The sequence below is a fragment of the Vibrio sp. R10-SG3-ISO10 genome, from assembly GCF_059834185.1.
In genome coordinates this window covers 156041-170583 of record NZ_JCBDHG010000025.1, presented here as the reverse complement: position 1 = coordinate 170583, position 14543 = coordinate 156041, and the positions used below count along the sequence as shown (strand labels likewise).

Genomic DNA, 14543 nt, shown 5'->3' with positions numbered 1-14543 from the left:
TCTCGCTACGCTCCCTCTAAAATTAAGCTGGATATTTATTCCCAATTAGGAATAAATATCCACTTTACATCAGAATATTTCTCCAAAAAACATCCATCAAAGCAGTTATTTATTTGGCGATCGCTCTCACAAAGCCACATATACTTTGGTGGTATTATGATCGCATTAAATATAAGTCACCAAAAAAGAAGTGACCGCTCAATCAAATAGTACGGCACCTAGATGGAGTTAAGTGCTGATAGTTACATGGACGAATCATCCCTACGTCATGTTTTTTAAGGAGTTCCCATGAGTGAAACTCTAAACGCAACCACTATTGACTACAGTGAAGACAAAACGCTAACCGCGGCATGCAAACGTCTGCTGCAACAGCAAAGTTTTAGCACTCAAAATGAGCTCCGTGAAGCCTTGGTAGATATTGGTTTCGAAGGTATCAGTCAATCAACCGTCTCTAGATTGCTGTCTCAGTTAGGTGTAGTGAAAGTCCAGAATGCGTGTGGTAAGAAGGTTTACTGCATTACCGTTGAAACGGCTCCGGTACGTGTCGAGTCTTCTATCTCTTCCCAGATAGAATTCATTACTCATAACCAAGCCATGGTGGTGGTCAAAACCCACCCAGGTAGCGCGCAACTTGTCGCTCGATTAGTCGATATTGATCCTCATACCGAGATCTTAGGTACTGTTGGTGGTAACGATACGGTACTTGTCATCCCTAAAGATACTGACAACATTGATGCGTGTGAGCGTGTGGTTCGCGCGCGGTTAGGTGTCGCTTAGAACTTTATTGCCTCCTCTAAGAGCCCCATTTCTTTGGGGAGGCATCACACAAAAAATGTTCTAAATGATAGCAAGTTGAAACTTATTCCCCCTTTCCTCTGTCTGATTGAGTTAAAATGATGAAAATTTAACTTAAGTGACTCTTCTATGCGCTTCGCTTTATCTCTAATTCTGCTGTGTTTTTCTATTGTTTCTGCACCTGCTTTAGCCGTTTTTGAGCAATCAAACTCCGCACCAAGCTTTGGCGTTAGCAACAATACTTTTGTTCCGGTAGACCAAGCTTTCCCATTCAGTTCTTTCCAACAAGGGAATCGCGTTTTCCTCGATTGGCAAGTCAAAGAAGATTACTATCTCTATCAACATCGTATTTCTGTCAGTGGCGAAAATGTCACTCTGGGTGATATTGAAATGCGAGATGGAGAACCTTACAAAGATGAGTTCTTTGGTGAGGTAAATATTTACACGACACCGCTATTTGTCGAAGTTCCGCTCGCAAATTACCAAGATGGGGCGCGCCTGATCGTTCAATACCAAGGCTGTGCCAAAGCCGGTTTTTGCTACCCACCAGAAACCCGAGTTATCGATGTCACTAGCTTCGACTTCCAAGAAGCGAATGCAGTCATTCCAACTCAAAAAGAACCGGCAAATTCAACAACAGCAACAAAGCAAACACCTGTCTCAAGCGAGTCAAACCTTGCTTCTAAGCTCAGTGACAACTGGTGGACGCCTCTACTATTTTTGGCTTTAGGTGTTGGTCTCGCCTTTACACCATGCGTACTGCCAATGTACCCAATTTTAACCAGTATTGTTCTGGGTAGCGGTAAGCTTAGCCATGGACGTGCCCTAGGGTTGGCCTTTATCTACGTGCAAGGCATGGCACTGACCTATACCTTACTCGGCCTAGTTGTTGCGTCAGCGGGTATGCAATTTCAAGCGGCCATGCAGCACCCTTATGTCTTAGTTGGCCTAAGCGTTTTATTTGTCGCCCTGGCACTCTCCATGTTTGGTCTCTACAGCTTGCAGCTGCCTAGCAGCGTTCAGACATGGTTGAACAATTTAAGCAATAAACAGCAAGGTGGAAGTTCACTGGGTGTGTTCGCCATGGGAGCGATTTCTGGCTTAGTTTGTTCACCTTGTACCACTGCGCCGCTCTCTGGTGCTCTATTGTATGTAGCACAAAGTGGCGATCTACTCACTGGTGGTATCGCTCTGTATGCTCTGGCACTTGGCATGGGGATTCCATTGATGCTAGTCGCTGTTTTTGGCAACAAGCTGCTACCAAAAGCAGGCAATTGGATGGATCGGGTCAAGACTCTGTTTGGCTTCATTCTACTGGCTGCGCCAATATTCTTACTTGAGCGAATCTTGCCTGAAGTGTGGGCGACAGGATTATGGTCAGTGCTCGGCATTGCTGCGTTTGGTTGGCTCTACCATGTCAAAAATTCACTGCCATTTGGTGGCTGGAAACAGAGCGTGGTGGGAATCATCGCTGTACTTGGTCTATTTGCTTCAGCTCAACCTGCATTGAACCACTACTTTGGTAAGAGCGCGATCAGCACCGAGCAAAAACAAAATCAGATAGAATTTATCCGGATCGCCAATGTTGAGCAGCTCAACACACAACTTGCTAAAGCAAAAGCGGATGGTAAAGCGGTCATGCTCGATTTCTACGCCGACTGGTGTGTGGCCTGTAAAGAATTCGAGAAATACACCTTCCACCAGCCAGATGTTGAGTCGCGCCTAAAAGATTTTGTGTTGCTGCAAGCAGACGTGACACGAAATCAACCACAAGACATTGCCTTATTGAAAGAGATGAGCGTGCTAGGGCTTCCTACTATCGAGTTCTGGGATAGACAAGGAACTCATCTTCCAAGCGCTCGTATTACTGGCTTCATGAAAGCTCAGCCATTTTTGACACATATTGATAGTTTTCTAACAGAGAAGAAGTAGTTAAGCTAGAGTGGCACAACTAATTGCTTTTTAACGACAAAATGAAGGATGCACATGTCAAGTAAAGTATACGTACTCGCACAATTTAAAGCTAAGAAAGGAAAGGAATCGGAACTATTTGAAGTATTGAAAGCTCTCGAACCAGACTCATTACGTGAAGAAGGGTGTATACAATATATTCTGACTCGCCAAATCAATCATCCTAGCGCTACTCGAACCGACTACAGCATTGTGTTTAATGAAATCTGGGCTAATGCGGAGAGCTGGGCTGCACATGGTCGTCGACTTCAGATTCAAACTTTCTTTGAAACTCACGTACAAGCAGAAACAGGACTTGTTGAAGACGCTATTGTAACCGCTTATAGCGATGAAGCTGACAACTTCGACGCTCCAATTTTCCTGTAAGCACATGATAAATATTTGCTATACATCATAGTTGTTTGAGCCAAGCATTGCAGATACATCCTTATGCTCGGCTCTTTCACATTTTGTGAAGAAACACTCGATAATCCACGCATACTAGTTGTGTCTCTATCAGCAAATGGTAATACTGAACTTAATAACCTATAAAAAGTGTTGATTCCATGGACGCGACCTACACCATTATCATTGCGGATGATCATCCGCTGTTTCGCAATGCTCTGTTCCAATCGGTGCATATGGCGGTGAGTGGCGCAAATCTGCTAGAAGCCGACTCGTTAGATGCCCTTCTTACCCTGCTCGCTAAAGAAGACGAACCGGACTTACTTCTGCTCGACTTAAAGATGCCTGGAGCAAACGGCATGTCAGGCTTGATTCAACTGCGTGCTGAATATCCTGATTTACCCATTGTGGTCGTCTCAGCTAGTGAAGAACCGTCAGTAGTGACTCAGGTTAAGAGCCATGGCGCATTCGGTTTTATTCCTAAATCCAGTGATATGCGTGAACTCGTCAGTGCTCTCAATCAGGTGCTCAATGGCGAACCTTTCTTCCCTGAAGGTTCCATTACCAACAACGCAGCATGTAATGATTTAGCAGAAAAAATTGCCACTTTGACTCCACAGCAATACAAAGTCTTAGGAATGCTATCTGATGGCTTACTGAATAAGCAGATTGCTTATGAATTAAATGTATCAGAAGCGACAATAAAAGCTCATATGACAGCAATATTCCGCAAGTTAGGTGTAAAAAATCGAACTCAAGCTGTTATTTTGCTTCAACAACTCGAATCAGAAGCTTAACTCACCAGTTTCTGACACAAATACTCCTAGAAATTTGCTACACTTGAGGCATCAGGCAAAAATCTGATTTACCCCTCTGTTCAACAAACTCTGGGAGTACTTCTCTTGCTAAGCGTTCTAATTACTCAATTTGTCGTCCTCTGGGCCGTTATCGATCCCATTGGCTCAGTCCCGGTTTACTTATCTCAAACTCAGCATCTCACCGCTAAACAGCGCCGTTTGGTCGCGTTAAAAGCCGTGGCTATTTCAACGGGCGTACTACTGTTTTTCCTCGTCGCAGGTCAGTTGCTCCTTGAAGCGATGCAGATACCCTTGCCAGCATTTCAGGCGGCAGGTGGCTTAGTACTACTACTGTTTGCCCTAACCATGATCTTTGGCGAGTCTAAGCCTGAACAAGAAACTAAGCTTTCTGAAGAAGTGAGTCATTCCGATCTCGCTGACTTGGCGGTTTACCCTTTAGCTATTCCCTCTATCGCTTCGCCGGGAGCGATGATGGCGATTGTCATGCTGACGGACAATCATAGATATGCACTTGTCGATCAGGGGATTACTGCCGCTGTCATGGTGACGGTTTTACTTATCACCCTATTGTTACTTCTGGGTGCGACACATATTCAAAAGTGGATTGGCAATGTCGGTGCCGCCATTATCAGTCGTGTGATGGGGCTTATTCTTGCGGCTGTAGCAGTAAGCAACCTGCTGATGGGGATCAAAGATTTCTACGCCGGATAGCGAAAATCGATAAGACTAACAATAAAACGTTAGACTTTAGGCTAATTTAACACACCATTAACATCACAAAAATCTATCATTAATCCTTAAGCGCCTTATTTTTAGGCGCTTTTTGTTTTTCTCACCGCGACTAAAGTTGAAAAGAGTTCTTGTCCCACCCTTGCTAATGTAGATATTGAAACATTTTATTAACAACGAACACGTAAGGAGACGGCAATGGCGTTTGAAAGTCAGGATAAAGCCAAAGCCTACTGGGATAAGAACGTAAAACTAATGGTTAGCCTTATGGTTATCTGGTTTGTCGTTTCTTTCGGCTGCGGCATTTTATTTGTAGATGAACTCAATCAATTTCAACTAGGCGGGTACAAGCTTGGTTTCTGGTTTGCTCAACAAGGCTCAATCTATGCCTTCCTGGGTATTATTTTCTACTACGCGTGGAAAATGCGCCAAATCGACCGTGAATTCGGCGTAGATGAGTAAGGAGTAACTCAGATGGATTTGAAAACTATCACTTACCTCGTTGTTGGTGCGACCTTTATCCTTTACATCGGTATTGCGATTTGGGCACGTGCTGGGTCAACTAAAGAGTTTTATGTTGCAGGCGGTGGTGTAAACCCAATCGCCAACGGTATGGCAACCGCAGCAGACTGGATGTCAGCCGCATCATTTATCTCTATGGCAGGTCTGATTGCCTTTATGGGTTACGGCGGTTCCGTATTCCTAATGGGTTGGACTGGCGGTTACGTACTTCTCGCACTACTACTTGCACCTTACCTACGTAAGTTCGGCAAGTTTACTGTACCAGAGTTCGTAGGTGAGCGTTTCTACTCAAACGCAGCACGTATCGTAGCAGTTGTCTGTCTTATCATCGCGTCGGTCACTTATGTAATCGGTCAGATGAAAGGCGTTGGTGTTGCGTTCGGTCGTTTCCTAGAAGTGGATTACTCTACTGGTCTTCTGATCGGTATGTGTATCGTATTCATGTACGCTGTAATGGGTGGCATGAAAGGGATTACTTACACGCAGATTGCTCAATATTGCGTACTCATTTTAGCTTACACTATTCCTGCAATCTTTATCTCTCTGCAACTAACTGGTCACCCTCTTCCTCAGATTGGTCTCGGTAGTACCATCCAAGGCACCGACGTCTATCTACTCGATAGGCTCGACCAAGTGGTCACCGAACTCGGCTTTAGTGAATACACCACTCAAGTCCGTGGCGATACACTCAACATGTTTGTTTACACTATGTCGCTAATGATCGGTACTGCGGGTCTACCACACGTAATCATCCGTTTCTTCACGGTACCTAAAGTGCGTGACGCACGTACTTCAGCAGGTTGGGCACTCGTCTTCATCGCTATCCTATACACAACTGCACCAGCAGTATCGGCAATGGCTCGCCTAAACCTAATGGATACCGTAAACCCAGCTCCAGGTCAGCACCTTGCTTATGATGAGCGCCCTGACTGGTTCAAAAACTGGGAGAAAACAGGTCTACTAGGCTTTGATGATAAGAACGGCGATGGTCTGATTGAATACACGTCAAACCCAGCGACTAACGAGCTGAAAGTTGACCGTGACATCATGGTACTGGCTAACCCTGAGATTGCTAAGCTTCCAAACTGGGTGATTGCCTTAGTGGCAGCAGGTGGTCTGGCAGCGGCACTATCAACGGCGGCAGGTCTATTGCTCGCGATATCCTCTGCGATATCCCATGATTTAATCAAAGGCGTCATCAATCCGAATATATCCGAGAAGAAAGAGCTGCTCGCCAGTCGGATTTCCATGGCGGTGGCGATTGCGGTGGCAGGCTATCTCGGCCTCAACCCGCCAGGCTTTGCAGCAGGTACGGTAGCACTGGCATTTGGTCTTGCGGCGTCCTCAATCTTCCCGGCACTGATGATGGGTATCTTCAGTAAAGGTATCAACAAGGAAGGCGCAATCGCAGGTATGATTGCAGGTATCAGTATCACTCTATTCTATGTATTCCAGCACAAAGGCATCCTGTTTGTTGCTGACTGGACTTACCTAGAAAGCTGGGGCAGCAACTGGTTCCTAGGCATTGAGCCAAACGCATTCGGTGCAATTGGTGCAGTCTTTAACTTCGCAGTCGCGTTCGCTGTATCGAAAGTAACAGCGGAAACACCACAAGAAGTGAAAGACTTGGTTGAACACGTACGTGTACCAGCAGGCGCTGGCGGTGCAGTAGACCACTAAAATAGTACCTAAGCCACAAAAGCCCCCTCGGGGGCTTTTTTATTCGCTAAATTGAGTTAACTTAGCCTTTTAACGTTGAAGCCAGGACGCAAGATGTTCAAAAATAAGCACTTTCTAATCGCATTATTGATTGCCCCAATTCTTTCTCTGATTGCCTACTTTGGTACAGATATGGCGCTGAGTGAAAAGCCTCATGCCGCGAAAGAAGGCGAAACCTATAAGCTAGCCGCCAAATCTAACTGCCGCTACACCAGCGGACTATGTGATATGACCAACGGCGACTTTAAAGTGCAGTTTCGTTCCGAGAAGTTAACCGCGAACGGTTTGGATTTATCTTTAAAAGCCGCTTTCCCTTTAGAAGGTGTAAAGCTATCCATTGTCGATAGCCAAGAGCAAAGCGCTCAACCTTTGGATATGCAGCCAACAGATAGTACTGGCCAACACTGGGCAATCTCTGTAGCGAAACCAACATCCGCTGAAAGCTGGCTACGCGTCGCAATTCAGTCTGAAGGAACGCTGTATTACGGCGAAACTCAAACTGCGTTTGTTAAATACGAGACTTTGTTTACGGAGTAGCGAGAAGCGAGAAGCGAGAAGCGAGAAGCGAGAAGCGAGAAGCGAGAAGCGAGAAGCGAGAAGCGAGAAGCGAGAAGCGAGAAGCGAGAAGCGAGAAGCGAGAAGCGAGAAATTTTGGAGGGTTGGCACTAAGTGTCAACCCTTTTTCATTGGATGCGGGATGCGCCTCATTCTACTTTCCCATAAGCAGGCACTATCAAAAGTTGCCAACTCACTAACAAATTTCCCTCTCGAAGGACGAAGTCCGTTCTCTAGCATAGCGTTCTATAGGGCGCAGCCCGTTCCCGATTCCGGGCCCTCTAAACCCGATTCAACACCGCCCTGAGTTTTAGCGGTTTAACAGGCTTGGGAATAAAACTAAACCCATTCGACTTGATACCATCTAGCATATCGTCAGTGCGGTCTGCACTAATAATGACGCCGATAAAGCTATCACCTAAACGCAGGCGACATTGCTGAAGCACTTCTAATCCTGTGCGTCCATTATCGAGTCGATAATCAGACAAAATCACATCCGGCACCCAGGTTTCTTCTATTGCTTGCAAGCTGTTAACCAAGTCCACAGCGGTGCGTACGTCGCACCCCCAGCGGCCGAGCAAGGTTTCCATGCCAACCAAGATATCGGTTTCGTTATCCACACATAGAACTTTCAAATGACTCAAGTCTGAAGTAGAGCTTGCCGGTACAGTTTTTACTGGTTCTAGGGCTTTTTCGCTGCGCGCGAGTGTAATCGAGAACACGCTGCCTTTACCCGGCCATGAACGCATAGTGATTTGGTGACCAAGAACATGAGCTATCCCTTTAGAAATCGCTAGTCCAAGCCCTAAGCCCTGATCGGAACGAACTTGATTCCCACGATTAAACTCTTCAAATATCTCTTGCTGCTTGTCCTCATCAATGCCCATACCATTGTCCCACACATCGATGCGTGCTTGGCTTCCCACTCGTCTTACGCCGAGAACCACTTTACCTTTTGGACTGTAGCGAAACGCGTTGGTTAAGAAGTTTTGTACCACACGACGTAAGAGCTTCGGGTCAGACTGAACCAATAGCTGACTCGGAATCATGGTGAACTCAACACCCTGCTGCTTAGCAAGCGCACTAAATTCCGCATTGAGGTTAGATAAAACATCGTTAATCGCAAAGCCATGCACGTTGATATCTAGCTTGCCTGATTCTAGACGCGAGATATCCAGTAAGTCGCCAATCAAATCTTCAGCGGCCCCTAAGGCACTTTCAATATGCTGGGAAAGCTGTTTAGTTTCAGGCTCTTTTGCCACTTCAGACAAGGATGAGGCAAACAGGCGAGCAGCATTGAGTGGCTGCATTAAGTCATGGCTTACGGCCGCTAAAAAGCGCGATTTAGATTGTGACTCATGTTCAGATCTTTGGGTGGCTGAGACCAATTTTTTGTTCAGCTGCTCTAGCTCTTGAGTACGCTCTTGTACGCGCTCTTCAAGGGTTTCGTTAGCATCTTTTAGTGCTTGTTCGGCATCGCGGAAGACGGTGATGTCGGTAAAGCTCATCACAAACCCTCCACCTGGCATTGGGTTGCCCTGCACTTCTATCACTCGACCATCAGGTCGCACACGCGAAGAGGTATGACGCGTCCCTTGTTCCAGGTGAAAAACTCGTCGGCGCACATGCTCGTCAGGGTCACCCGGACCACACAAGCCTTGTTCAGCATTATGGCGAATCACATCAGCAATCGGCCTACCCACCTGAATCAAGCCGACCGGAAACGTAAATAGCTCTAAGTAACGCTGATTCCATGCCACAAGACGAAGCTGCTTATCGACCACGGCAATACCTTGACCGATATGTTCAATCGCCCCTTGCAGTAATCCTCGGCTAAAGTCATACAGCTCTGAAGCTTCATCGACAATGGTAGCAACTTCTTCCAGTTGCATGTTTCTGCCTTGTAGCGCAGAAGTAAGGACTAACTTAGCCGATGAGGCACCAAAAACCCCAGCCAACACCCTTTCGGTATGGCGAATTAAAGTAGAAGGCGCTTGTTGATTCGGCAGTAAGGTTTCTCTTTGCTGTTGCCAATATTGCCTGAATGCACTTCGCACCCGTTGCCTACCAACAAAACGCGACGCCAGCATCTCTAACTCACCCACAGTGACACGGCTTTGATACAAGCTCATATTTTCACTTTCAGGCAGAGGCGTACCCACAAACGAAGCAGACTGTAAGCGCTCACTTAGACTGGCACGAGTTAGCAGTGAGACGACAACATAGCAAAGTGTGTTGAGCGCAACACTGAGTACAATGCCCCAGTCTGAGTTTTTGACATTGAGATTTTGCAGCCATTCAGGCGGAGTAATCATCCACAGCAGGAAGTTGTCTTGCGCGGTGCCGGCCAACATATCGGTTTGGCTCATTAAGGTAATCAGCCATAAGGTAAAACCCACCGCCAAACCAACGTATACCCCTTTGCGGTTACCCTGACGCCAATACATGCCACCTATCAAAGCTGGGGCAAACTGGGTGATAGCCGCAAAGGAGAGGAAACCAATCGCAGAAAGGGAGTGAATGTTACCTAGAGCTTGATAAAAACCCCAAGCTCCGAGCAGTAGCAGAAGAATTAGCCCACGACGAATAATCAACAGCAAGCCAGAGAAGTGCCTATGATTGCGCTGTGAGAGTCGCATTCTGCGCAACAGTAATGGCATGACTAAATCATTGGAAACCATGATTGCCAAAGCGATGGTTGAAACAATTACCATGCCACTGGCCGCAGACGTACCGCCGAGGAAAGCGAGCAAGGCGATATCCTGCGCGCCAACCGCCATAGGTAAGCTAATTACATAGGTATCTGGGCTAGCGTCTGTCAGCAGAGATTGCCCAACCCAAGCGATCGGCAAGACAAAAATGCCCATCAAAATCAGATATACGGGGAACAACCAACGCGCGGTATGCAGATCTTGCGCGCGTTCGTTTTCTACCACCATAGTATGGAACTGACGTGGCAGACAGACAATCGCTAACATGGTTAGCACGGTATGAATAACTAGAGTCGGTATGTTCGGTGATTGGTAGGTCTGACGCGCAATCTGTGCTAGCTCAACGTCATTGCGATTAAGCGCCAAGAACAGAATAAACAGACCAACGGCTAGAAATGCCACCAGCTTGATAATAGATTCAAACGCAATCGCCATCATCATACCGCGGTGATGCTCAGTATTATCAATATGGCGAGTACCAAACAGCATGGTAAAAATGGCCAATGCACCAACCACGAACCAAGACACATCGAGACTTGAACCTTCGAAACTTCGTGGCAGTTCAGGCGAAATAATCTCTAACCCCATGGTGATACCGCGCAGTTGCAGGGCGATGTAAGGCAAAATGCCAGCCACAGCAATCAAGGTAACGACCACAGCTAAACCTTGTGATTTACCATAGCGCGCAGCGATAAAGTCAGCAATAGAGGTAATGTGTTCTCGTTTGGCGGTAATAATCAACCGAGCCAGAATTCGCCAACCGAGAGTAAAGACGAGTATTGGGGCGATATAGATAGGCAGGAAAGCCCAAGGATTGTTACTAGCCTGCCCGACGGTGCCGTAAAATGTCCACGATGTGCAGTACACTGCGATAGATAGACTGTAAATCCAAGGTCGCCATTTTGCCAACCAGTTATGCTGTTTATCGCCATACCAAGCAATGAGGAACAGTAGTCCGAGATACATCAGTGATACGGTGATCACTAGCCAGCCTTGCATCAGATATCCTTATCATGCGCCAAAACAAAAACCTCTCCATACTGGAGAGGTTTCATTTAACTAAGGATATGCTATCAACTCAATCAGCTAGGCCTAATTCTGTGCATTGGGCTCCGCTTTCGACATATCGCTAACTTGATGTTTTTGAGGATCAACTTTGATAAATAGAGCCAAGACACCCATAGCGGCCATCGCCCAGAATACATTTGCCCCCCAGTTTTCATAGCCCCAACCACTTAAGGTTGTCATCAATGCGATGAAAGCCCCTAAAGGAATCGCATTGTACAGTGCTTGCAGCGCCACCATTTTTCTTTGCTCAGAGTGTTGGATGTATTGAATCGCGGCAATATGTGCGATTGCGAAGGTCACGCCGTGCAGAAGCTGGATCATGACCAATGCTACTAATGCTGTTGTAGAAGCAGTCAAGCCCCAACGTACCACCACACCAAGTGCGGCGACCATAAACAGCGCTCGAAGCGTCCAACCCGAGAACAGACGTTTACTCAAAGCAAAAATCGCCACCTCAGCCACGACACCTAAGCTCCAGAGATAACCGATAATGTCTTCCGAATAGCCCGCCTCTTTCCAATAAATCGAACTGAAGCTGTAATACGCAGCGTGGCTACCCTGAATAAGGGAAACCAAAATCAGAAATTTCACCACAGGAAGTTCACGCAGCAGCTCTGTCAACTTAGGGCGCTCGGCATCTTCATCTTCCGTTGTAACGGGCATTGGATTGATGTTGCGCATTGAGAACAACAAAGCCACAACCACACCAGCCAGTGCGGTGAAGATAATCATGTCACTGCCATACTGCGCAACTAAGAAGCCAACCACCGTTGAACCCGCAATAAAGGCAATCGAACCCCACAAGCGAGTGCGGCCATAATCCAGCATTTGCAAACGTGAATAGTAGTTCGCCATGGCATCAGACAAGGGAACAATAGGGCCACAGCACAGATTGAACAACACAGTCGCCAATGCCATTAACCAGAAACTACCACCAGTAAAGAAGTGGAAACCAACAAAAAGAATAGAGGCAAAGCTGAGCCATCGCAGTGCTGGCATCAAGTGTTCGACTTTATGGATACGTGGTGTTAGCACCATATTAGCGACACATCGGGTCGCAAAACCAATACCAACTAACAACCCAATATCTGTTGCCGATACCCCCTGCTCTTCAAACCACAACGCCCAAAATGGTAGATAAACACCATAAGCGAAAAAGAAACCGACAAAATACTGGGAAATCCAGCCATATGGAGATGGGGTGAGCATCATTACCTCTGAATGCGTGAATAAATTGGAACAAAGCGGCGATATTATCGTTTGCTTTGCTGAGAATAAAAAGGGAATAATCGTCACAACTGCGTTTCCCTATTCTCACTATTTTCATCATTAGCAACGAAGTGGCCGGACTTGTTTCATTAATAGATTCGACCAAAGTCGTCTGGAACAATTATGCCAATCCTGCACACTTAACCTATAGAGTGGCAATGAAGTAGGGTTCGCAATGCCAGATAAATTTAATATGCACTCCCCACCGTTTGATCGATTGGACAGCCAGCAGCAGAACCGGCTGCGTAGCTCATTGGATGTCGCTTATTACCGTGCCAAAGAAACCTTACTTCAGCCCGGTACACAGAGCCAACATCTGCACATCCTGATCAAAGGAGCAGTCGAAGAGCGTTCGGAAGACGACAAAGAAATTTTTGCTCACTACGCTAATGATGATTTGTTTGATGTACGTGCTCTATTTGAAGAGACGGTAAAGCATCGCTACATCGCATTAGAAGATACCCTTTGCTATCTATTGCCCAAGTCAGTTTTCATTGAGCTGTATAACGAGAATGGTCAGTTCGCCGCCTACTTCGACAACAACCTTGCCAAGCGCCAAGAGCTGATCGATGCGGCCCAGCAACAGCAAAACCTGGCCGAGTTTATCCTGACCAAGGTCGACAAAGAGATCTATCACCCGCCGATGATACTCTCTCCCGAACAGCCGCTGAATGAAGTCACGCAGACACTCAAGCAAAATGGTATCGACTCTGCGTTGGTGCGATTAAACGACTCTGATGTTCGCCTCGTTGAAGATGAGCACTCAATGCCGTATGGAATCATTACTCGAACCAATATGCTGCATGCGGTTATGCTTGATGGTCATCCACTCGACACTCCAGTAGGCAAAATTGCCACTTTCCCTGTGGTGCACGTTGAGGACGGTGAATTTCTTTTTAATGCGATGATAAAAATGACGCGCCACCGGATGAAACGCGTGATGGTCGCCGATGGTAAAGAAGCGGTCGGCATGCTCGATATGACCCAGATCCTCAGCGCTTTCTCAACCCACTCGCACGTATTAACGTTAAGTATTGCCCGCTCGACCAGTATTGAAGAGTTGGCCCTCGCCTCAAACAGGCAACGAAACTTAGTCGAAAGTCTACTTAACAACGGCATTCGCACCCGCTTTATCATGGAACTGATCTCAGCGGTCAACGAGCAGATCATAGAGAAAGCCTTTGAACTGATTGTTCCTCCTGCCCTTCACGATCACTGTTGTTTGGTCGTTCTAGGCTCTGAAGGGCGTGGGGAACAAATACTGAAAACTGACCAAGACAACGCATTGATCATCAAAGATGGTCTTCATTGGCACCAATGTGAAACCGTTATGGGTCAGCTAACCCATACGCTACAGCAACTTGGCTACCCACTTTGCCCTGGCAATGTCATGGTCAATAACCCGAAATGGGTCAAAACCCAGTCAGAATGGAAAAGCACGATCAGCCAATGGTCTAAGCCTAGCAGTGCAGAAAACGTCATGGACCTAGCGATTTTCACCGATGCTCATGCCGTCGCTGGCAACAAAACGTTACTCGAACCCATCACGCAACATCTTAAGCAAACCATGCTGAACAACATGCTCGCGCTGCAAGACTTCTCGCGTCCTGCGTTACAGTTTTCTCTACCATTGACACTGTTTGGCAATGTTAAGAAAGACAAACAAGGTGTCGACGTAAAAAGTGGCGGCATCTTCCCTATTGTTCATGGGATCCGTACCTTGTCGCTAGAGTACGGCATTGAAGAGAAAAACACCTTTGAACGCATAGAAGCCTTAAGATTGAAGCGGATACTCGAACCAGAAACCGCCGACAACCTCAGTGAAGCACTTAAGTTGCTATTCAAGCTGCGCCTCAATCAACAACTGACAAATCAGCACAACCACAATCGCATCGACCTGAAACAGATAGAGCGCACCGAACGAGACTTGCTGCGTCATAGTTTGCATGTGGTGAAAAAGTTTAAGCAGTTCTTGGGCTATCATTATCAGATAAGAGATTAG

At 46.6% G+C, this 14543-nt stretch carries 11 protein-coding genes; 9 read left to right on the top strand and 2 right to left on the bottom strand.

What is annotated here, in order from left to right:
* Positions 1-288: 288 nt before the first annotated feature.
* From AC6R16_RS21700 to AC6R16_RS21665, 8 genes are all read left to right on the top strand, one after another.
* Positions 289-777, top strand: a complete 489-nt coding sequence (locus AC6R16_RS21700) for an arginine repressor (protein ID WP_004742967.1) — start codon at positions 289-291, stop codon at positions 775-777.
* 147 nt (positions 778-924) lie between these two features.
* Complete coding sequence (locus tag AC6R16_RS21695) at positions 925-2727, top strand: protein-disulfide reductase DsbD (protein ID WP_500675713.1); 1803 nt, start codon at positions 925-927, stop codon at positions 2725-2727.
* A 54-nt stretch (positions 2728-2781) separates the two neighbouring features.
* On the top strand, positions 2782-3132 hold the full coding sequence (locus AC6R16_RS21690; protein ID WP_171381730.1) for a putative quinol monooxygenase: 351 nt from the start codon (positions 2782-2784) through the stop codon (positions 3130-3132).
* Positions 3133-3311: 179 nt separating this feature from the next.
* Entirely contained in the window at positions 3312-3947 is a 636-nt protein-coding gene (locus AC6R16_RS21685; protein WP_500675712.1) for a response regulator transcription factor, read from the top strand.
* Positions 3948-4052: 105 nt separating this feature from the next.
* On the top strand, positions 4053-4679 hold the full coding sequence (locus AC6R16_RS21680) for a MarC family protein (RefSeq protein WP_500640633.1): 627 nt from the start codon (positions 4053-4055) through the stop codon (positions 4677-4679).
* A gap of 216 nt (positions 4680-4895) precedes the next feature.
* Positions 4896-5159: a DUF4212 domain-containing protein gene (locus AC6R16_RS21675; RefSeq protein WP_272786144.1), complete on the top strand. Its 264-nt coding sequence runs from the start codon at positions 4896-4898 to the stop codon at positions 5157-5159.
* A 12-nt stretch (positions 5160-5171) separates the two neighbouring features.
* A complete protein-coding gene (locus AC6R16_RS21670; RefSeq protein WP_004742962.1) occupies positions 5172-6899 on the top strand; it encodes a sodium:solute symporter family protein in 1728 nt (575 codons plus the stop codon).
* Between the two features lie 93 nt (positions 6900-6992).
* Positions 6993-7475, top strand: coding sequence for a hypothetical protein (locus AC6R16_RS21665; RefSeq protein WP_004742961.1), 483 nt, complete (start codon positions 6993-6995; stop codon positions 7473-7475).
* Between the two features lie 299 nt (positions 7476-7774).
* Here AC6R16_RS21665 and AC6R16_RS21660 read toward each other — a convergent pair whose 3' ends face one another.
* A complete protein-coding gene (locus AC6R16_RS21660) occupies positions 7775-11203 on the bottom strand; it encodes a PAS domain-containing hybrid sensor histidine kinase/response regulator (RefSeq protein WP_500675711.1) in 3429 nt (1142 codons plus the stop codon).
* 93 nt (positions 11204-11296) lie between these two features.
* Entirely contained in the window at positions 11297-12481 is a 1185-nt protein-coding gene (locus AC6R16_RS21655) for a 3-phenylpropionate MFS transporter (RefSeq protein WP_171323709.1), read from the bottom strand.
* A gap of 235 nt (positions 12482-12716) precedes the next feature.
* Between AC6R16_RS21655 and AC6R16_RS21650 the strand changes: the two genes are divergently transcribed.
* Positions 12717-14543, top strand: a complete 1827-nt coding sequence (locus AC6R16_RS21650) for a DUF294 nucleotidyltransferase-like domain-containing protein (protein ID WP_500675710.1) — start codon at positions 12717-12719, stop codon at positions 14541-14543.